This window comes from Phytohabitans kaempferiae (assembly GCF_042433955.1).
Lineage (GTDB): Bacteria > Actinomycetota > Actinomycetes > Mycobacteriales > Micromonosporaceae > Phytohabitans > Phytohabitans kaempferiae.
On the sequence record NZ_JBHLUH010000061.1, the window covers coordinates 211,452 to 232,170 of the forward strand.

The window sequence follows — 20,719 nt, forward strand, 5'->3', positions numbered from 1 at the left end:
TCAGCCGCGGCGCCACTTCTGGTTGGCGCCGCCGTGGCACTCCCAGGTGATCAGGCGGGCGCCGTCGGCGGTGCTCCAGCCCCCGACGTCGACGCACTTGTTGGCCTGGGGGTTGACCAGGTCGCCCGCGGCGGTGAGCACGAACTGCTGGGCCGGGTTGCCGCTGCAGTTCGCCAGCTGGATGACCGCGCCGTTGGCGGTGGAGCCCCAGGCCACGTCCATGCAGAGGCCGAACGCGCGGATCGTGCCGTCGCCGGGGAAGGTCCAGTTCTGCGCCCCGGTGCCGTTGCAGGTCCAGAGCTGGAGCGCGGCGCCGTCGACCCCGTTGCTGTTGGGCACGTCGATGCACTTGTTGGCGTACCCGATGATCCGGCTGGTGCCGCCGCCACCGGTCGTGGTCAGCGACAGGCCGTACGCGCTGAGGATCTCGTTGACCGGCTGGTAGACCGTGGTGCCCCCGGTGGCGCAGGTGCCGCCGGCGCCGGACGTCACGCCCTGCGCCTGGTCGCCGGAGAGCACCGCGCCGCCGGAGTCGCCGCCCTGGGCGCAGGCGGTGCTGGATACCAGACCGTACACATAGGAGCCCGAGTAGTTGACGGTCACGTTCTTGGCGGTGATCGTGCCGCAGCGCCAGCCGGTGGTACGGCCGGAGCGGCAGACCGAGCTGCCGACCGCGGCCTCCCGCGAGCCGGCCACGTTCGTCGTGCCGCCGTTCCAGGTGTTCACCACCGGGCGGGAGACCCAGTTGGAGTTGACCTGGACCCAGGCGTAGTCGTTGCCCGGGAAGGACGAGCCGCGGAAGGTGCCCTGCGCGGCGCCGCTGCCGGTCGTGGTGGCGCCGACGCCGCCGCAGTGGCCGGCGGTCACGAAGCCGCCGGCGACCGCGAAGCCCACCGAGCAGAGGACCCGGTTGTTGATGACGTACTCGTCGCCGCCGCGCACGTCGTACACCGGGCGGTACGGCTCGGCCGACGCGACGGCGCGGACCTCCGGCCCGGTCACGCCGGCGGCACGGGCGAACCGCGCGGCGTCCTCCACGGTGGAGGCCGCCACGACGACGCTGTTGGTCGCGGGGTCGACGTACCAGGAGTGGACCGCCTTGGCCGCCGTACCGGCGCGGCGGTCGAGCGCGGCCTTGGCTCGGTCGAGGTCGGCGGCGGCGCGGGCGACCCGCTGCGGCCGGGCACCGGCCGCGCGGACCCGGGCCTCCTGCGCGGGGTCGGTGACGCCGACGACGAGCGTGTCGCCGCCGGGCGCGACCCAGGCCCCGCCGTAGGTGGCGCCCAGCTCGGCGCGGAGCCGGCGCTCGATGGACGGCGCCGCCGCCTCGACGACGAGCCGGTCGTGCAGTTGCGCGTCACTGAGCCCGAGGTCGCGGCGCAGGGCGGTGGCCTGCTCCGCCGGCAGGCCGGACGGTTGGGCGGTGATCGCGGGCGCCGCGGGGTCGGGCGCGGCGGCGGCCGCTGGCGGGGCGGCCGCGCCGAGGACGAGGGCGGCGGCGGAGACGAGCACGGAGACTTGGCGGACCATTCGGATACCTCCCAGACGCGCGAGAGCGCTCTCTGGCAAGAACCTTTACTGTTTGGGTCCAGGCTTGTCAATACATCGATGAACGATCCGCTTCGGTTCTGATCGCGCTTTCTGGGCCACGTGCACGTCTGCGACCGGGCCCTGAGCGCCGCCGACCTCTACGCCTCCGGTGCGCAGGGCCCCGATCGGGCCCACAAAACAGTCGTCGCCGCGGCCGAGGGCCGCGGCGACGAGTCAGGCAATCGCGGGAACTACCCGCGGTCGTCCGGTGTGGAGCGCGGCGTGCCGTAGAGCGTGCCGCGCGGCGCGCCCGTCCCGTCGGGCACCGGCACCGGCTCGGGCACGGCCTCGGGCTCCACCAGCAGCGCCGCCGCCGTGCGGCGCCGGCGCAGGATGCGGGAACCGACGAACCAGGCCACGGCCAGCGCGCAGACGACGATGACGATCTTCTGGAACACGCCCGCGTACTCCTCGACGCGGTGCCAGTTGTCGCCGAGCGCGTAGCCGGCCATCACGAACGTGGTGTTCCAGATCAGGCTGCCGGCGGCGGTGTAGAGCAGGAACCGGGCCACGTGCATGCGCTCCACGCCGGCCGGCACGGAGATCAGGCTGCGGAAGATCGGGATCATGCGGCCGAAGAAGACCGCCTTGCCGCCGTGCCGGTTGAACCACGCCTCCGTGCGGTCGATGTCGCTGATCTTGATCAGCGGCAGCTTCGCGGCGATCGCGCGGATCCGGTCGCGGCCGAACGCGGCCCCGATGTAGTACAGCGCGAGCGCGCCGACCACCGAACCGATCGTGGTCCAGATGATGGCGCTGGCGAGGTTCATCTTCCCCTGGGCGGCGGTGAAGCCGGCCAGCGGCAGGATCACCTCGCTCGGAATCGGCGGGAAGAGGTTTTCAAGCGCCACGGCCAGACCCGCGCCCGGGCCACCGAGTTTTTCCATCAGGTCGGTGACCATCCCGGTCAACCCACCTTCCGGCGGGTCGGCCTGGGCCAGGAAATGAGCGCGCGTCAACGTGGTCATGCTCACGAAGCTATGATGCCCCGCGATCGCCAACCATGTGGTGCGCCACCCGGTAAGGTGCGGTAAACCTCACCCCTCGCAACACTTGCACATTGCGGCCGTAGCTGGCACTGGGCGTTGGGCTTAAGCTCAGTGGGCTCGTCCGCGAGCCGGGCGGAGATCGCCCGTGGACCCGCCGAGGCAGCCGGCGTGCGGGGCCGATCACCTGCGCGGGGTGGGCCGAGGTCAGCCCCCGCCCGGTGATCGAGGCGCGCACTCCGTCGGCGACCGCACCGGCGCTGACCTGGTCGACATCCGCCAGCGACCAGCGGCAGCGCCGGCTGTTCAACCTACCCGCCCCCGAAAGTGCCTGCCGGTTTGTACACCGGCCTCTTCGAGGGGACGCGGTATGGAGACGGAGACAGTGACCGAGCGGCGGAGCGACACGGGGGCCCGGATCGGATGGACGGTGCCGGCGGCCGCGGCGCTGCTCGCCCTGATCGCGCTGCCGCTGCTGCGGTGGGGCGACGGCTGGTCGGCGTGGACGGTCGAGGGGCGTCCGGACGGCTCGGCGACGGTGCGGATCCGCGACCTGCGTGAGGCGGACGGGCTGGAGCGCCTGCTCGCGGAGCAGGGCATCCCGGCGTACGTGACGTTCGCCCCGGAGGGCACGACGTGCGCGGCCGGGACCGGCCCGTCCGATGTGGCCACGGGCGTGGTGACGGTCGACCACGCCGAGGACGCCCTGGTGGTCCGCATCGAGCGGATGAACGGTGGCAGCCGGCTGGCGCTCACCGCGTTTCTGCACGTGGGCGGTGACATCGTGGTCGACGCCGCCATCGTGCCCCTAGACCGCCCCCGCTGCGCCCTGGCCCCGATCTGAGCCGCCCACACGGCCGGCGGGGGCCGGCGGATCGGTCAGGTGGCGCTGACCGTGGCGGTGCCGGCGGCCAGCGCCGCGCCGACCTTGGGGCCGGCCCGGAAGCGGCGACCCCGCCGATCGTCACCGGCGCGGCCGGACCTTCGTCGAAGCCGGCGCGGCGCGGCGGGGATCGGCTCAGGGGAGCAGCGCGAGCCGCATGTGCCGGGCGAGCCACTCCTGGAAGGCGTCTTCGGCCCAGCCGCGGCGCAGCACGAGCGCGTCGTAGTGTGCCGGGTCGTTGAAGATCCACATGGCGTCGGTCGCGCGCTCCAGGTCGTCGCCCTGGCGCAGTGGGCCGAGTGTGCGCACGCGCTCGACCACCATGCGCGCGCCGGCCCGGCGGTTGCCCAGGACGGTCTCCCACAGCTCGGCCGCCTCGCCCGCCTCCCCGGCGGCCCGCCGCACCGACTCGAAGATCCGGGCGGCCCGGCTGCCCAGCAGCGTGCAGACCCCCGCGTACGCATCGAGCACGCCGCCCTGCGTCCGCGCCTCGAGCACGGGCCGGAACCAGGGCCGCTGCGCCACCGGCACCGGCTCGTCGTCGCCGGCCAGCGCCTCGTCGAGCACCTGGCGCAGGAGCGCGACCTTGGACCCGAACGCGGCGAACACGGTGGGGCGGGCCACTCCCGCGGCGGCGGCGACGTCGGCCAGTGAGGTGCCGCCGTATCCGCGCTCCACGAACAGCTCGGCCGCGGCGGCGACCACCGCGCGGCGGGTGCGGCGCGCGCTCTCCTCGCGGACGGCCGAGCGGTATGGCCGCCGCTGTTTTTCCCCCTTGACGCCATCCATGATGTGAGCACACTATCAGTCTATTGAACAGACAGCATCTATCCAAAAGATCACGTCTACTGAAAGGGAGTCACCCGTGTCGGTCCGTCCCTACCTGCGTCGCGAGGGCGAGGGTGAGGCGCACTGGTTCCTCGGCAACCTGGTCACGGTCCTGGCCGCGGGCGAGCAGACCCGTGGCGCGCTGACCGTGGTCGAGGTCGTCAACCCGCCCGGCTTCGGCCCGCCGCTGCACCGGCACCAGACCGAGGACGAGATGTTCTACCTGCTCTCCGGCACCGCCGAGTTCCGCTGCGATGGCGACTCGTTCACCGCCGGTCCGGGCGACTTCGTCCTGCTCCCGGTCGGACTGCCGCACACGTTCCTGGTCGGGCCGGACGAGCCGCTCCGGACCCTCCAGATCACCAACCCGTCCGGCTTCGAGCGGTTCGCCGCCGACGCCGGCGTGCCGGCCCGCGAGCGCCGGCTGCCCGACCCGGGGCCGGTCGACCCGGCCGCCCTCGGGCACGCCGCCGCCCGGCACGGCATCGAGCTGCTCGGCCCCCCGCCCACCCATCACATTGGAGGAACGAGATGAGGCGCTGGCTGGCCGCTGTGACGGCGCTGGCAGTGCTGTCGGGCTGCGGATCGTCGTCCGAGCCGGAGGCCGCGCCGCCCGCCGGGCCCGCCGCGACGGAGGGCGCGCCGGCCCGTGAGCCCGCGGGCGACGACCCCCCGCTCGACGTGTGCCAGCTCCTTCGCGCCGAGGAGGTCACCGAGATCATCGGCGCCAACGACGGTGGCCGGGGCGGCGACGGCGGCTGCACGTGGGAAAACCCGGAGACCTACCACTCCGTCACCGTCACGATCGGGCGCACCGGCACCGCCCCTGGCGGCCAGCTCCCGGCCGAGTCCAACTTCGGCGAGACCGAGCCCGGCCCGGATGGCATCCGCTTCGCCCAGGGCAATGTCGTGGAGTTCGCGGTGGACGACCGGTTCTGCGACATCCAGGTCGTCACCAGCGTCACCACCGAGATCGACCGCCCGACGGCGGTCCGGCTCGTGGGGCTGATCCGCGACCGCGTCTGACCTGAACGGGCACTCGGCCCCGACCGGCTACGGCCCGGTCGGGGCCTTGCTTTCGCCGGAAGAAACAAAAGTGTGAGCTGTCCTAACGGAAGATGTAGACACCTCGATATCAAGTCCGTTAGTGTCTGACAACGTCAGTCACGTCGAGGTAACCGGCGGCGCGGTCGCCTCACCTGTCCGATGGTTGTGTCTCGCCCGGGGGAGTGGCACCTCCTAGACGATGGCATCGCCTGCTGTCGATCTGGCGCGTCGGCGCGCGCCCTAGCCGCACCACGTCAGCCCGCTCGCGATCGAGCGCGGTCGGCTCTCCGCCGTCACCGGGCTGGCTCTCATCCGCCGACCTCCACACCTCTGACCCAAGACACCCCTGCCCGCATGCGGGCCGGCGGCGGACACCGCCCGGCTCGGCATCGTGGGCCGGCCGACGCTGCCCGTTCCACGCCATCCGTCGATCGTGCGACGTCGCCGGCCGAAGACTCGCGAAAGGTTGTGTCGGACATGCCACTCATCCCCCCGCGGGGTGGTCGCCGGAGACCACCGCGGCGGCCCAGCCGGCCGTTCACGGTGCTCGCGGCGGTAGCCGTCCTGCTGCTGAGTTCCGTACTGGCCTCGGGACCGGTGAGCGCCCGCCCCGCGGACGACGCCGGGCCGAGCAGCGCCGCGCCGCGGCAACTGCTGGCCCAGACCCTCACGTGGACCGCCGGTGACAGCACGCAGGTGTACACCTCGGCGCCCACCACCGCCGTCGCCGGCCCGACCACCATCGTCTTCGAGAACAGCCAGGCGACCGGCAACACCACCGGGATGCAGCACACGCTCACGTTCGAGACGGGCGACCCCGCCTACAACAGCGATGTGACCCTGGACATCCTGGCCGACCCGTTCGACGCCAACCAGGGCCGGCACACGGTCGACGTGGTGCTCACACCGGGCACCTACCGCTACTTCTGCGCGATCCCCGGGCACGGCACGATGACCGGCCTGCTGGTGGTCACCGGCGGCGGCGACGACACCACCCCGCCGACCGTGACCGCCGAGGTGACCGGTGAGCGCGACGAGAACGGCGCGTACGTCGGCGCCGCCACCGTCAACCTCTCCGCCACCGACACCGGCTCCGGCGTCGACCGGATCGAGTACGCGTTGGACGGCGGGGCGTACGGCACGTACTCCGGCCCGGTCACCGTCAACGGGCCCGGCAACCACGCGGTCACCTACCGCGCGACCGACAAGGCGGGCAACACTTCCGAGCCGCGGACCGTGTCGTTCGCCGTCGTGGACCAGCCCGACCCGGACACCACCGCGCCGACGGTCACCGCCGCCGTGACTGGCGACCGCGACGAGAACGGTGCCTACGTGGGTACGGCCACCGTGACGCTCTCCGCCTCCGACAGCGAGTCCGGTGTGGACAGCGTGGAGTACTCGCTGGACGGTGCGGCGTACGCCGAATACACCGCACCGCTCAGCGTCACCGCCCTCGGCCAGCACACCGTGACGTACCGGGCCACCGACGTCGCCGGCAACACCTCCGCGCCGCAGTCGGTGTCGTTTACCGTGGTCGACCAGCCCGACCCGGACACCACCGCCCCGACCGTGACCGCCGCGGTGACCGGTGAGCGCGACGAGAACGGCGCGTACGTCGGCGCCGCCACCGTGACGATCGCCGCCTCCGACAGCGAGTCCGGTGTGGACACGGTGGAGTACTCGCTGGACGGCCAGCCGTACGCGGCCTACACCGCGCCGGTCAGCGTCGCCCAGCCGGGCCAGCACACGGTCACGTTCCGCGCCACCGACAACGCCGGCAACACGTCGGCGCCCGGTTCGGTGTCGTTCACCGTCGCCGACGACTCCGAGCCGGACACCACGGCGCCGACGGTGACCGCCGCCGTCACCGGCGACCGCGACGAGGACGGCGCGTACGTCGGCGCCGCCACGGTCACGCTCACCGCGACCGACAGCGAGTCCGGTGTGGACACCGTGGAGTACTCGGTGGACGGTGGGGCGTACGCCGCGTACACCGCGCCGGTCACCGTCAACACCGCCGGCGAGCACACGGTCAGCTACCGGGCCACCGACAACGCGGGGAACACCTCGGCCGTCCAGTCGGTGTCGTTCGAGGTCGTGGCGCCGCCGCAGGACACCACGCCGCCGACCGTGACCGCCGCGGTCACCGGCCAGCAGGATGCCAGCGGCGCGTACGTCGGCGCCGCGACCGTCACGCTGACCGCGACCGACGACGGGTCCGGTGTGGACACGGTGGAGTACTCGGTGGACGGCCAGCCGTACGCCGAGTACACGGCACCGGTGACGGTCAACCAGCCCGGCCAGCACACGGTCAGCTACCGCGCGACCGACAAGGCCGGCAACACCTCCACCGCGCGGTCGGCCTCGTTCACGGTCGCCGCGCCCCCCAACCCGGACAACACGCCGCCGACGGTGACCGCCGCGATCGCCGGGCAGCTCGACGGCAGCTGGTCGTACGTGGGCAGCGCCACCATCACGCTCTCCGCCGCCGACACGGGCGGGTCCGGCGTGCTCCGCGTGGAGTACGCGCTGGACGGCCACGGCTACGTCGTCTACACCGGCCCGGTCACGGTGAACACGCCGGGCCAGCACACGTTCAGCTACCGGGCCACCGACCGGGCCGGCAACGTCTCGGGCACGGCGTCGACCACGTTCAACGTCGTCGAGAGTGGACCGCCGCCGCCGTCCTGCCGGGTCGCCGACACGCGCTCGACGGTGTGGATCGGCACGAAGAACAGCGGCGTACCCAACCGTCTGGTCTCCGCCGGCTGCTGGATCAACAACCTGATCGAGGACGAGAAGTCGTGGGCCAGCCACGCCGAGTTCATCGCGCACGTCCAGGAGGTGACCGAGCACCTGCACCACCGCGGCGTCATCACCAACCAACAGCGCAACACGATAGTCCGGACCGCGCGCGAGTCCGGCGTCGGCAAGGCCGAGGCGCAGCAGGGGTACCAGCCGCTGCTGGACCGCACCGCCGCCTCGTTCAGGCTGTGGGAACAGGTCGGCGCGGGCGGCTTCGGCCGCAACGCGGACGGCTCCATCACGAGCCGGCCGGTCGACGGGCTCGGCATGCTCTGGTTCCCCGTGCGGGAGTACGGCGACTTCTCGCTCAAGCTCCAGTGGCGGGACGACGCGTCCGGTGACGGCCGCGCCAACAGCGGCGTCTTCGTCCGCTTCCCGCAGGTGCACCAGCATCCGCAGGAGCCCCGCCCCGAGTGGGTCGCCATCAAGTACGGCCACGAGCTGCAGATCCTCGACCGGACGGACGGGGACCAGTACAAGAGCGGCTCGGTGTACGGCTTCGACCGGGTCGACCTCGCCGGCGCGGGCGTCACGCCGAAGGGCACCTGGAACGACTACGAGATCCGGGTCGTCGGGCAGCACTACTCGCTGTACCGCAACGGGGTCCTCATCAACGAGTACGTCAACGACCCCGGCGCGGTCTTCGACCCGCCCCGCGCCGACGACCCCGGTGGCGCCGGGCGGCAGCACGCGACCGGCTACATCGGACTGCAGAACCACGGGTCCGGCGACGTCGTGAGCTTCCGCAACATCCGGATCGCCCCGCTGACGCCGTGATCCCGCCGTCGAGATTGGACACGACCGTGAACAGAAGAAGGGGACTCGTCCTCGCGGTGCTGCTCGTGACGCTCGGCACCGCGGGCGGGCTGGCGTGGACCGGCGACCGCGACGCCGCCGGACCGGGCGCCGCCGGTGACGACGGGGTGGCCGCGGTCAACGTGGCCGCCGCCCGCAACGCCGAGCGTCCGGAGGGCTGCACCGCGGCCGACCGCCGCATCCAGCTTTACGCGGTGGAGCTGCCGAGGGACCCGGTCACCAACCAGGTCCGGCTCGGCTACGGGCTCACGCCGGAGTCGGCCTCGTACCCGGGGCCGCTGATCGAGATGATCGAGGGGGAGTGCCTGGCGATCACCCTGCACAACCAGGTGCCGGCGGCGACGCTGGAAGCCCTGCGCACCGACCCCGAGCACCCGATCGGCGTCTCGCTGCACGCGCACGGCGTCAAGTACACGCAGCAGTCAGACGGCACCGTGCACAGCAACTCGTACGTGGCGCCGGGCCAGTCCCGCACCTACTTCTGGTTCGCCAAGCCGCGCAACGTGAACACCGGCTCGCAGGGCACGGCCGGCTACTGGTGGTACCACGACCACGTGGTCGGCGGGCCGCACGGCACCCCGGGCATCCGGTCCGGGCTCTTCGGCGGGCTGATCGTGCGCCGGCAGGGCGACCCGCGCCCGGCCCGCACGTACGTGCTCGCCTTCGGCGACCGCCAGACCATCAACCTGCGGCGCAGCCCGCAGGCGGACACCTGCGACCACGAGAACCCGGTCCCCGGACCGACCTGCATGGTCGCGAAGGTGGGCGAGCGGATCGAGTTCCTCGTGATCGGCATCGGCGACGACATGCACACGTTCCACGTGCACGGCCACTCCTGGGCGGACACCCGCACGGGCGTGATCGACGGGACCAAGCAGCTCGTCGACTCGGTACCGATCATCGACAACAAGACCGTGGGACCGGGCGACACGATCGGCGCCCAGATGGTCGCCGGCGACTCGGTCGGCCCCGGGCACTGGATGGTGCACTGCCACATGCAGTTCCACTCCGACCTCGGCATGTCCACGACGCTGCACGTCCTGGACGAGAACGGCGCGATGACGGCGCGCGGCGGCCACGCACCGGCGAACCCGGTCCAGGCCGCTCCGGCCAACGGCGGCCAGGCACCGGCCGCACCCGCCCAGGACGGCCAGGCACCGGCCGTCCAAGGCGCCCACGGAAACCACGGCTGACCCCGGAGGAGTAGAGATGAGACGGTTCTCCCGACGCGCGGCAGCGCTGGCGTCGGTCGCCACACTGGCGCTGGGACTGGCGTCCGCGCCCGCGTACGCCGAGCCCGCCCCGGTCGAGCTGCCGCCCACCTGGGGCAAGAACGCGGTCAACGTGCTGGTGTTCCACGGACCGGTAGCCCAGCAGGACGACCCGGTGACCCGCGCCGTCAACTCGATCCGCAGACTGGGCCGGGACAACGGCTTCTACGTGCACGACTCCAGCGACCCGGCGGTCTTCAACCCGCAGAACCTCGCCCGGTACCGCAGCGTGGTCTTCCTCTCCGCCAACGGCGTCACGCTCGACGACGCGCAGGAGGCGGCGTTCCAGGCGTACATCAAGGGCGGCGGCGGCTTCGTCGGCATCCACGACGCGGCTCGGGCGCAGCCCAGCTCGGATTGGTTCACCGGCCTGATCGGGACCCGGCCGGCGGCGAACCTGCCCAACGCCGAGAAGGTCGTGGAGTTCTCGGCGAGCGCCAACAACCCGCCGAACGAGACGGTCGCGCAGGTCTTCGACGGCCTGACCAGCACCAAGTGGCTCGCCTTCGCCCGCACCGGTTGGCTCATGGGCAAGCTCGGTGCGCCGGTCGTCGTCTCCCGGTACGCGCTCACCTCGGCCAACGACTTCGTCGGCCGTGACCCGCGGGACTGGCAGTTGCAGGGCTCCACCGACGGGCAGAGCTGGACCACATTGGACACTCGCACCGGCGAGACCTTCGCGGGCCGGTTCGAGACCAAGCAGTACTCGTTCACCAACACGACGGCGTACCAGTACTACCGGCTGAACATCACCGCGAACGGCGGTGAGTCGGCCACGCAGCTCGCCGAGCTGTGGCTGATCGGGCCGGACGCCGGCCCGCCGCCGGAGGCGACCGTGCAGGAGGCGACGGTCAGCATCACCGACCGCCAGCATCCCGCCAACAAGGGGCTGCCGCTCACCATCAAGCGCTCCGACCAGTGGATCAACTGGAACCCGAGCCCGGTCGGGCGCGTGCACACCATCGCCCAGGTGCAGGAGCACACGTACAACCCGGGGCTGAGCCGCAACGGCGCGTTCCACCCCATCTCGTGGTGCCGCGACTACGACGGCGGCCGCTCCTTCTACACGGGCATGGGGCGCACCGACGCCAGCTACACCAGCGACACGCAGTTCCAGGGGCACCTGCTCGGCGCGCTCCAATGGACCACCGGCCTGGTGCGCGGCGACTGCCAGGCGACCATCTCGACCAACTACCGCACCGAGCGGCTGACCACCACCAACCAGTCCGGGCAGCTCGACCAGATCGGTGAGCCGCACGGCCTGACCATCGCCCCGAACGGGCGGGTCTTCTACATCGGCAAGGCGGCCTGCGCCACCGGCCCCGTCGCCGACTGGAACAACCCGAACGTGGGCCTGGGCTGCGGCACCATCCACCAGTGGGACCCGCAGACCAAGCAGGTCAAGCTGCTGACCACGCTGCCCGTCATGGGCAATCGGGGCAGCGGCAGCGAGCTGGTCAAGAACGAGGAAGGGCTGGTCGGCATCACGCTCGACCCGAACTTCGCCGAGAACGGCTGGATGTACGCCTACTGGATGCCGCACGACTCGATCGACCGGGAGAAGCGGGTCGGCGAGCGGACCGTCTCGCGGTTCACGTACAACGCGACCGCGCAGACGATCGATCTGGGCAGCCGCAAGGACCTGCTCTCGTGGGAGACGCAGATCCACAGCTGCTGCCACGCCGGTGGCGGCATGACCTTCGACGAGTCGGGCAACCTCTACATCGGCAGCGGTGACAGCAACTCCTCCGGCGGATCGAGCGGCTACTCCGGCAACAACTGGACCCAGGAGTACGCCGGCATCTCGTTCCAGGACGCCCGCCGCACCTCCGGCAACACCAACGACCTCAACGGCAAGATCATCCGAATCCATCCGGAACCGGACGGCACGTACACCATCCCCGAGGGCAACCTCTTCACCGGTCAGGAGGAGGGCGGCGGCAAGACCCGTCCGGAGATCTACGTGATGGGCGTGCGCAACATCGCCCGGATCGCCTGGGACCCGGTCAACGACTGGCTCACCGCCGCGTGGGTCGGTCCGGACGCCGGCGCGCCGAGCCCCGAACTGGGCCCGGCGAAGTACGAGACCGCCACGATCATCACCTCGGCGGGCAACCACGGCTGGCCGTTCTGCATGGGCAACCGGCAGCCGTACCGCGACCGGTCCAACACCGACGCCTCGGTGCTCACCGGCTGGTACGACTGCGACAACCCGAAGAACGAGTCGCCGCGCAACACCGGTCTGGTCAACCTCCCACCGGTGCGGGACAACATGATCTGGTACTCGCCGCAGGGCGGTGGCCCGGTCTTCCCGAAGCGCGCCGACGGCAGTGGCATCCCGACTTACGTGCAGTCGGAGTCCACGTACACGCAGCCGTACCTCAGCGGTGGCGGTCAGGCCATCATGGACGGTCCGACCTACCAGCGCGAGAACGTCGACACCGACAGCGGCGTGGCGTGGCCGGAGTACTGGGACAACAAGTGGTTCATCGGTGACCAGTCCAACAGCCAGAACCGGGTCGCCGTCACGGTCAACCCGGAGACGGTCCGGCAGGCCGGCGCGCCGGCGTTCGCCGAGGACCTGAAGCCGTACATCCAGCCCGGCAACGGCGGCACGCAGCTCCAGTCCTGGATGGACGCCAAGTTCGGGCCGGACGGCGCGCTCTACCTGCTCGACTACGCGGGCGGCTTCTTCAGCCTCCACGCCAACCAGAAGCTGGTCCGCGTGGTGTACCAGGGCGGCGCGGCGACCCCGAACCCGAGCCTGGCCACGGCCCGCCCGATCGCCCAGGCCCAGCCGCGCACGGTCGCGTTCTCCGCGGCCAAGGCGGGCGGCGTGGCCTGGGAGTGGGACTTCGGCGACGGCACCAAGAAGTCGACGGCGCCCCACCCGACGCACACCTACAAGCGGTACGGCACCTTCGAGGCGACCCTGAAGGTGACGTACGCCGACGGCACCACCGCCACCGCCAAGGTGCCGGTCACCGCCGGCTGCGTCGCGCCCGACGCCCGGCCCACCGTCCAGCTCCTCGAGGTGGAGACCGGCGTCGCCAACCGCGTCGCCGGCGGCGGCTGCACGATCAACGACCTGATCGACGACGAGGCAAATTGGCCCAACCACGGCTCGTTCGTCAACCACCTCGACGAGGTGCTGGCCGAGCTCACCGCGGCGCACGTCATCGACAACCGCGAGGCCGGCGTGCTGCGGCGGACCGGTCAGCAGTCGGCGATCGGCTCGACCAACGGCTACCAGCAGCTCTTCGACGGCACGGCGTACTCGCTCTCCGGCTGGCGCCAGGCGCCCGGCGGGTCGTTCCAGGTGCGCCCGGACGGCACGATGCGCACCATCGGCGGGCTCGGCATGCTCTGGTACGCGGACAAGCAGTTCGCCGACTACTCGATCAAGTTGCAGTTCCGGGACGTGTCGCCGGAGGGCACGCGCGCCAACAGCGGCGTGTTCGTCCGGTTCCCCGACCCGCGGACGCCGCTGGAGCAGCGGCCGCCGGGCAGCTGCGGCACGATGGGCTCGGCCCGCACGTCACCCGCCTGGGTAGCGATCTTCTGCGGGCACGAGATCCAGCTGTACGACGGTGAGACGGGCGAGCCGCAGAAGACCGGGTCGGTCTACAACTTCGACTCGAACAACCTCGCCCAGTCCGGTGCCACCCCGAAGAACCAGTGGAACGACTACGAGATCAAGGTCGAGGGGCAGCACTACACGATCATCCGGAACGGCGTGGTGATCAACGAGTTCGACAACACGCCCGGCAAGCAGTCGTCCCGCGCGGGCGACCCGCCGACCGACCTGCGCCAGTTCCTCAGCGGGTTCATCGGGCTGCAGAACCACGGCAACAACGACCTGATGGAGTTCCGCAACGTGCGAGTGCGCGAACTCTGACGGTTAGCGTCACCTTGGGGGCCCGGCTTCGTGCCGGGCCCCTTCGGACTCTGCTCAGGCGGCGCCGACCTGGGCGGGCGGCCGGCGCGCGGGACGGAGTGGCCGGGGTCGAGGCCGTCACCGCGGCCAGACCCGCACCAGCAGGGTTGGAAGTGGCGCGGACGGGTAACGGGGGGCACGGGAGGAACGGCGGCGCCGGATCGGGGAGGCCATGACAGCCGCCGTGATCACCATCGTCGTCGTCCTCGCCGTCATCGTGTTGATCGCGCTGGCGCTGAGCGTACGGATGGTGCAGCAGTACGAGCGGGGAATCGTCTTCCGCTTCGGGCGAGTGCTCGAGGCGGTGCGCGCGCCGGGGCTCCGGCTCATCGTCCCGGTCGCCGACCGGATGGCGAAGGTGAGCATGCAGACGACGGTGGTCGGCGTACCGCCACAGGGGGCGATCACGCGGGACAACGTCACGCTGACCGTGGACGCGGTCGTCTACTACCGGGTCGTCGATCCGGTGAAGGTGCTCGTGAACGTCCTCGACTACCACGCCGCGGTGCTCCAGGTCGCGCAGACGTCCATGCGGTCGGTCATCGGCCGGACCGACCTCGACACGCTGCTCAGCGATCGCGAGCGGGTGAACACCGAGCTGAAGAACGTCATCGACGCGCCCACCGAACAGCCGTGGGGACTGCTCGTCGAGCGGGTGGAGGTGAAGGACGTCGCCCTGCCGGACGCGATGAAACGCTCGATGTCACGGCAGGCCGAGGCGGAACGGGAGCGCCGCGCGCGGGTCATCGCGGCGGACGCCGAGTACCAGGCGTCGCGGCGGCTCGCCGACGCGTCCAAGACGATGTCCCAGACGCCGGGCGCGTTCCAGTTGCGGCTGCTGCAGACCGTCGTTGAGGTCGCCGCCGAGAAGAACAGCACGCTCGTGATGCCGTTCCCGGTGGAGCTGTTGCGCTTCTTCGACCAGATCATCCAGGGAGGAGCGACGATCGCGACCGCGGCCGGCGACGGCCGTGGGCCGCGATCCGGCAAGGACGAGCCGGCCGGCAAGGTCACGCAGGCGCCGCCGGCGCGGTGACCCCGTCCCTCCACAAGGGACTCGTCGGGGCTCCCTTGTGGAGGTGGTTGCGTCGCGGGTCAGTGCCAGTCGCCGCTGATCCGGACGTCCCGCGGATACGGCGTGCCGGTGCCGGTCTCGACCAGCCGCTTCAGGCTCAGCATGTACGTGGCCCACTTCGTGGTGCAGTGGGACATGAACTCGCCCGGCTCGCGCCAACCCTCGTGCTTGAACAGCACGAGGGTGTCGTCACCCTCGCGCCTGAGGTCGAAGGTGATGCGGGTACCGATCCAGGCCGGGTCGCCGTCGGTCACCTCCCACTCGACCCGCTCGTTCGGGCGCTGGTCGAGCACCTTCATGTCGAACCCGCCGGTGTCGCCGAAGCGAAACTGGATCGTGCCGCCGACCGCGCTCTCCCCGGTGGTCCCGGTGGTCCACCAGCCGGCGAGCCCGTCGCAGGTCGCGAGCGCGTCGTACACCTTCTCCAGCGGGGCGGTAGCCCCGATGCGGTGCAGGATGTCGGCCATGGTCGTTCCCTCTTTCTCGTGGTGGGTCGTGCGGTCGGGATCGGCGGATCGCCTCGGCGATCCTGGTGAGGTGTAGCAACCATCTGGTTGCCGCCCAATGTATGGCAATCGGCCGGTTGCGTCAACCGCGCGCCGGCTCCGCCACGGGGCGCTGGCGGACCGTGGTTTGCCATGATGGACATTCCGTACTGCCATGCCGGCGAAAGGTTTCGATGAGTACGACCTGGCGTCACCTGCCCACTCGCGCCGAGGCGATCGCGGTCGCCGCTTCGGACGCCGTCGCCGCCGCCCAGGAGCGGGACCGGGAAGGGCTCGCGGACGCCGTCGGGCCGCTCGCCGCCACCGAGGGGTCCGGACTGGTGCTGGGCGCGGTGGTGCGGCTCCTCCTGGAGGAGGCGCATCCGGACGGGCTGAGCGGCGACGACGTCCGCCAGGTTGTCGAGCGGTGTGTGCGGGCCGCCGCGGTGTGGGAGCCGGCCGTCGATCCGCACCTGCTGGTCGTCCTGCTGGCCGGCGCGTTGGGCGTTCACGATCAGGAAGAACAGGCGCCCCGCCCGGCGCCTGACGCACTGGCCCGGAATGCGGCACTGCTGGTGGCCCACCTGCTGGGCTCGGCGCCGCGTCCACTCGCGGGATACCTCACCGCGGCGTTCGCCGAGATCGAGCGCACCGAGCTGCTGGACTGACCCCCCGGTCAGGCGGTCTCGGGCTCCGCGCGCCGGGAGTCGGCCGGCTCCGCGGCGATCGACGAGTCGACGAGGCCGACGATGATCGCCTGGGCGATGACCTCGTTGGCCTGCGCCACTCGCGTGGCGACCTGCCTGACGAGGAGGACGGTGACGGCGACGGTCAGCAGGGTGGCGAGGACCTGCCAGCCGAGCGGGAGCGGGTATCCGATCCCGTTTGCTGAAATGGCAAGGTTATTTGTCAGCGGCGGGAGTTTTCCCGGACGCTGGTCGGCGTGGACGTCGACAGTCCCGCGCCCCGATCGCCGAGGCGACCGCCGCGGAGCACCGGAAGGAAACCGTTCTGATGCGTGGACACGGACACCAGCTCACCGAGGACGGGGCGGCCGCCATGTTCGAGCCGCCGAGCTGGGACGAGCGGTACTCCGGCCAGGAGAAGGTGTGGAGTGGAGAGCCGAACCCGCAGCTGGTCGCCGAGGTGGCCGGGCTGACGCCGGGCACCGCGCTCGACGTCGGCTGCGGTGAGGGCGGCGACGTGATATGGCTGGCTCGCCAGGGCTGGACGGTCACCGGCGCCGACTTCTCCGCCAACGGCCTGGCGCGCGCCGCCCGGCACGCCGAGCAGGCCGGGGTCGCCGACCGCGTCGACTGGTGGCAGGTCGACGCGCGGGCCTTCGCGGCGGGCGGCCGCTCCTTCGACCTGGTCACCAGCCACTACCTGCACCCGCCGGACGGCGGGATGGTGGAGGTGACCCGCCGGCTTGCCGAGGCCGTCGCGCCCGGCGGCCACCTGCTCGTCGTCGGTCACGCGCCGTCCGAGGCGTTCACCCACCTGACCGGGAGCCAGCACCGGGCGATGTTCCTCGCCGAGCAACTGCTGCCCGGCCTGCCGGACGGCTTCGAGGCCATCGTGGTCGAGCAGCGGCCGCGGACGGTGACCCGCGACGGCGTGACGGTCGACATCCAGGACTCCACGCTGCTCGCCCGCCGTACCGCCCAGGTCGCTCCGGCGGACGTGTAGCGTGCGCCCCCGCCCGGCGGCGTTTATCCGTCGCCGGGCGGGGAAAGCGGCCGCCAGGTTCTTGGAGGTGAGAATGTGGCAACGAGATCCAGATCCGCCTCCGCGCGGCAGGTCCGCGCCAGGCCGCTCGGCAGCACCGTCGGCCTCGCGGTCGCGGTCGTGTTTCTGCTGGTCGGCATCCTGGGGTTCATCCCGGGCATCACGACCAACTACGGCGACATGCGGTTCGCCGGTCATGAGTCGGGCGCCAAGCTGCTGGGCGTGTTCCAGGTGTCGGTCCTGCACAACATCGTCCATCTGCTCTACGGCATCGTCGGGCTCGCGCTGGCCCGCACGCTGTCCGGCGCCCGGCTCTACCTGATCGGCGGCGGCGCCATATACGCGGTGTTGTGGCTGTACGGCCTGGTGGTCGACCACGACAGCGCGGCCAACTTCGTGCCCTTCAACACCGCCGACAACTGGCTGCACCTGGGCCTGGCCATCGGCATGGTCGCACTCGGCCTGCTGGTGTCGCCGCGCCGCGCCATGGCACGACGGTGACACAGCAGCGTCGCCGAGGCCGTGGGGTCGTGTGCCGCGGAGGGTGAGGCCGCGGGAGCGGCGGTCCTGCCCACGGCGGAGATCGCGGTAGCTCAGATCTGTGTCTTGGACCCGACCGTCTGGGCGTGGCCGCGGAAGGTGCGGCGGTAGGCGGTGGGCGGCACGCCGATCGAGGCTTGGAACTGCTGGCGGAGCGCGGCCGACGTGCCGAAGCCGGACTGGCGGGCCACCTGGTCGACGCCGAGGTCGGTGGTCTCCAGCAGCAACCGCGCCCGGTCGAGGCGTTGCTGGAGCAGCCACCGCGCGGGGCTCACGCCGGTCTCCTCCCGAAACCGCCGGGTGAACGTGCGCACGCTCATCCGCGCGTGCGCCGCCAGCGCCCGCAGCGTGAGCGGCTCGGCGAGGTGGGCCAGCGCCCACTCGCGGGTCGGTGCGGTGCCGGTCGAGCCGACCTCGGGGACCGGATGCTCGGTGTACTGCGCCTGCCCGCCCTCCCGCCACGGCGGCACCACGCACCGCCGGGCCGCCCGGTTGGCCACGCCGGTGCCGTGGTCGCGGCGGATGATGTGCAGACACAGGTCGATGCCCGCGGCCACCCCCGCCGACGTCAGGACCTCGCCGTCGTCGATGAAGAGCACGTCGGGGTCGAGCTTGACCATCGGGTACAGCCTGCGGAACACCTCCGCGTAGGCCCAGTGCGTCGACGCCGGGCGACCGTCGAGCAGGCCCGCCGCGGCCAGTGCGAAGGCGCCCGTGCAGATCGACACGATGCGCGCGCCCCGCCGGTGCGCCGCCCGCAGCGCCTCGCCCACCGCGGGGTCGACGGTGCCGTCGGTGAGCGGCGTGCCGTCGTGGATCCCCGGAACGACCACCGTGTCGGCGCTCTCGGTGAGCTCGAGGCCGTGGTCGGGCACCACCTGGAAGCGGGCGGCGCTGCGCACCGGGCCGCCGGTGGGCGTGCACACCTCGACCGAGTAGAGCCGGTGGCCGTCGGGGTCGCGGGCGGTGCCGAGCACCTGGGCGGGCGTGCCGAGGTCGAGCCCCACGACGTGGTCGAGGGCGAGCACGGCCACGCGGTGGGCGTTGGTCACCGGGCGGGTCGGGTCGGTGTGGCGGGCGTTTCGGGCGACGGACATGGCCATCAGTGTATGGCCCGATAATTGCGGATCATGGCTCGCGGGCCACTCGTCCGGCCCGTACCTCGTGATCGAGACTCGGGCGGTGACCCGTCGCCTCCACCCCGCCTGGCTCGTGGCCGCCGTCGCGTTCGTCGCGCTGGTCGGCGCCGCCGGCTTCCGCGCCACGCCCGCCGTGATGCTGCATCCGCTGCACGAGGAGTTCCGGTGGCCGCTCGCCACCATCTCCGCCGCGGTCTCGGTCAACCTGATCCTGTACGGCCTCACCGCCCCCTTCGCGGCCGCGCTGATGGAGCGGTTCGGCATGCGGCGCGTGGTCGCCGCCGCCCTCGTCCTCGTCGCGGCCGGCAGTGGGCTCACCGTCTTCATGAACGCGACCTGGCAGCTCATCCTCTGCTGGGGCGTCCTGGTCGGACTCGGCACGGGCTCGATGGCGCTGGCCTTCGTGGCGACGGTCACCGGACGGTGGTTCGTCAAGCGGCGCGGCCTGGTCACCGGCGTACTCACCGCGGGCGGCGCGGCCGGGCAGCTCGTCTTCCTGCCCCTCCTGGCGACCGTGGTCGAGGCGCGCGGCTGGCGCGTGGCCGCGCTGATCGTCGCCGGTGCCGCCCTGCTCGTCGTGCCCCTGGTGCTGTGGCGGCTGCGCGACCAGCCCGCCGATCTGGGCGTGACCGCGTACGGCGGTGAGGTTGCTTCGTCTTCGTCTTCGGCTTCTGGCGGTGCGGCCGGTTCGCCGGCCATTTTGGACGGTTCGGCTGGTGCGGTCGCGGCTTCGGGCGGTGCCGGTGGCTCGCCGGCCGCTGGGGGCTGTGCGGGCCGTCCGGTGGTGGCGCCCGGTGTCGCGCCGCTCGCCGGGGGGCCGGCGGCGCGGGCGGTGGGCGCGCTGCGGGCGGCGGCGCGGACGCGAGCGTTCTGGCTGCTCGCGGGGGGCTTCGCGATCTGCGGCGCGACCACGAACGGCCTCGTCGGCACTCACTTCATCCCGGCCGCCCACGACCACGGCATGGCCGAGACGACCGCGGCGGGCCTGCTCGCGCTGGTCGGCCTCTTCGACATCGCCGGCACGATCGCCTCCGGCTGGCTCACCGACCGCGTGGACAGCCGCATCCTGCTCGGCGCCTACTACGCCCTCCGCGGCGGCTCGCTGCTGGTGCTGCCCAGCCTCTTCGCCGAGACGGCCGGGCCGACCATGCTGGTCTTCATCGTCTTCTACGGCCTCGACTGGGTCGCCACCGTCCCACCGACGGTCGTCCTCTGCCGCCAGTACTTCGGCGACGCCGGCCCGATCGTCTTCGGCTGGGTCTTCGCCTCCCACCAGATCGGCGCGGCGGTGGCCGCGACCGGCGCGGGCCTGGTCCGCGACCAGTTGGGCACCTACGCCCTGGCCTGGTACGCCGCCGGCGCCCTCTCGATCGGCGCCGCGGTCCTCTCCCTCCTGCTCTACCGCGGCGGCCGCGTGTTCCCGGTCGCGATCGAGCAGCCCGCGCCGAAGGTGCCGGTGGGATGGCGGCTGCGTCCGGCGGACGAGTGACGCGGGGAGGTCCTCGGCACGGCGGGCGCGCTCGCCTCGGATGCGGCGGTGGTGCTCGCTGGCGGGCGCGGCCACGGTGGGCGTCCTCGCTTCGGGTGTG

At 72.0% G+C, this 20,719-nt stretch carries 16 protein-coding genes; 11 read left to right on the forward strand and 5 right to left on the reverse strand.

What is annotated here, in order from left to right; translation table 11 throughout:
- Together ACFFIA_RS29890 and ACFFIA_RS29895 are read right to left on the reverse strand one after the other, a co-directional pair.
- Positions 1-1,530 (reverse strand): ricin-type beta-trefoil lectin domain protein, encoded by a 1,530-nt coding sequence (locus ACFFIA_RS29890; RefSeq protein WP_377257063.1) that lies wholly within the window; start codon positions 1,528-1,530, stop codon positions 1-3.
- 251 nt (positions 1,531-1,781) lie between these two features.
- Positions 1,782-2,558, reverse strand: a complete 777-nt coding sequence (locus ACFFIA_RS29895; protein ID WP_377257065.1) for a DedA family protein — start codon at positions 2,556-2,558, stop codon at positions 1,782-1,784.
- A 388-nt stretch (positions 2,559-2,946) separates the two neighbouring features.
- On the opposite strand from ACFFIA_RS29895, the gene ACFFIA_RS29900 reads away from it, so the two are divergent.
- Positions 2,947-3,420: a hypothetical protein gene (locus ACFFIA_RS29900; protein ID WP_377257067.1), complete on the forward strand. Its 474-nt coding sequence runs from the start codon at positions 2,947-2,949 to the stop codon at positions 3,418-3,420.
- A 174-nt stretch (positions 3,421-3,594) separates the two neighbouring features.
- Here ACFFIA_RS29900 and ACFFIA_RS29905 read toward each other — a convergent pair whose 3' ends face one another.
- The gene (locus ACFFIA_RS29905) at positions 3,595-4,248 is read right to left on the reverse strand and encodes a TetR family transcriptional regulator (protein ID WP_377257070.1); all 654 of its coding nucleotides are present in this window, start codon (positions 4,246-4,248) and stop codon (positions 3,595-3,597) included.
- A 76-nt stretch (positions 4,249-4,324) separates the two neighbouring features.
- Here ACFFIA_RS29905 and ACFFIA_RS29910 point away from each other — a divergent pair, with 76 nt between their 5' ends.
- The 6 genes from ACFFIA_RS29910 (at position 4,325) to ACFFIA_RS29935 (ending at position 15,199) form a co-directional block, all read left to right on the forward strand.
- The gene (locus tag ACFFIA_RS29910) at positions 4,325-4,822 is read left to right on the forward strand and encodes a quercetin 2,3-dioxygenase (protein WP_377257073.1); all 498 of its coding nucleotides are present in this window, start codon (positions 4,325-4,327) and stop codon (positions 4,820-4,822) included.
- A complete protein-coding gene (locus tag ACFFIA_RS29915) occupies positions 4,819-5,313 on the forward strand; it encodes a DUF3558 family protein (RefSeq protein WP_377257076.1) in 495 nt (164 codons plus the stop codon). Before ACFFIA_RS29910 ends, ACFFIA_RS29915 begins: the two co-directional genes overlap by 4 nt.
- A gap of 498 nt (positions 5,314-5,811) precedes the next feature.
- On the forward strand, positions 5,812-8,916 hold the full coding sequence (locus ACFFIA_RS29920; protein WP_377257079.1) for an OmpL47-type beta-barrel domain-containing protein: 3,105 nt from the start codon (positions 5,812-5,814) through the stop codon (positions 8,914-8,916).
- A 26-nt stretch (positions 8,917-8,942) separates the two neighbouring features.
- Positions 8,943-10,148 carry a multicopper oxidase domain-containing protein gene (locus tag ACFFIA_RS29925; protein ID WP_377257081.1) on the forward strand — a complete coding sequence of 402 codons (1,206 nt, stop codon included), beginning with the start codon at positions 8,943-8,945 and terminating at the stop codon, positions 10,146-10,148.
- 16 nt (positions 10,149-10,164) lie between these two features.
- Positions 10,165-14,124, forward strand: coding sequence for a ThuA domain-containing protein (locus ACFFIA_RS29930; RefSeq protein WP_377257084.1), 3,960 nt, complete (start codon positions 10,165-10,167; stop codon positions 14,122-14,124).
- 211 nt (positions 14,125-14,335) lie between these two features.
- Positions 14,336-15,199, forward strand: coding sequence for an SPFH domain-containing protein (locus tag ACFFIA_RS29935; RefSeq protein ID WP_377257087.1), 864 nt, complete (start codon positions 14,336-14,338; stop codon positions 15,197-15,199).
- A 59-nt stretch (positions 15,200-15,258) separates the two neighbouring features.
- Here ACFFIA_RS29935 and ACFFIA_RS29940 read toward each other — a convergent pair whose 3' ends face one another.
- On the reverse strand, positions 15,259-15,705 hold the full coding sequence (locus ACFFIA_RS29940; RefSeq protein ID WP_377257090.1) for an SRPBCC family protein: 447 nt from the start codon (positions 15,703-15,705) through the stop codon (positions 15,259-15,261).
- Positions 15,706-15,917: 212 nt separating this feature from the next.
- Between ACFFIA_RS29940 and ACFFIA_RS29945 the strand changes: the two genes are divergently transcribed.
- The 3 genes from ACFFIA_RS29945 (at position 15,918) to ACFFIA_RS29955 (ending at position 17,952) form a co-directional block, all read left to right on the forward strand.
- Positions 15,918-16,391, forward strand: coding sequence for a hypothetical protein (locus ACFFIA_RS29945; RefSeq protein ID WP_377257093.1), 474 nt, complete (start codon positions 15,918-15,920; stop codon positions 16,389-16,391).
- A gap of 346 nt (positions 16,392-16,737) precedes the next feature.
- A complete protein-coding gene (locus tag ACFFIA_RS29950; protein ID WP_377257095.1) occupies positions 16,738-17,412 on the forward strand; it encodes a class I SAM-dependent methyltransferase in 675 nt (224 codons plus the stop codon).
- Between the two features lie 75 nt (positions 17,413-17,487).
- Positions 17,488-17,952 carry a DUF4383 domain-containing protein gene (locus tag ACFFIA_RS29955; RefSeq protein ID WP_377257098.1) on the forward strand — a complete coding sequence of 155 codons (465 nt, stop codon included), beginning with the start codon at positions 17,488-17,490 and terminating at the stop codon, positions 17,950-17,952.
- A gap of 92 nt (positions 17,953-18,044) precedes the next feature.
- Here the strand turns inward: ACFFIA_RS29955 and ACFFIA_RS29960 are convergent, their stop codons facing one another.
- Positions 18,045-19,088, reverse strand: a complete 1,044-nt coding sequence (locus ACFFIA_RS29960; protein ID WP_377257100.1) for a GlxA family transcriptional regulator — start codon at positions 19,086-19,088, stop codon at positions 18,045-18,047.
- An 85-nt stretch (positions 19,089-19,173) separates the two neighbouring features.
- Here ACFFIA_RS29960 and ACFFIA_RS29965 point away from each other — a divergent pair, with 85 nt between their 5' ends.
- The gene (locus ACFFIA_RS29965) at positions 19,174-20,619 is read left to right on the forward strand and encodes an MFS transporter (protein ID WP_377257103.1); all 1,446 of its coding nucleotides are present in this window, start codon (positions 19,174-19,176) and stop codon (positions 20,617-20,619) included.
- The last annotated feature ends 100 nt before the right edge of the window (positions 20,620-20,719 follow it).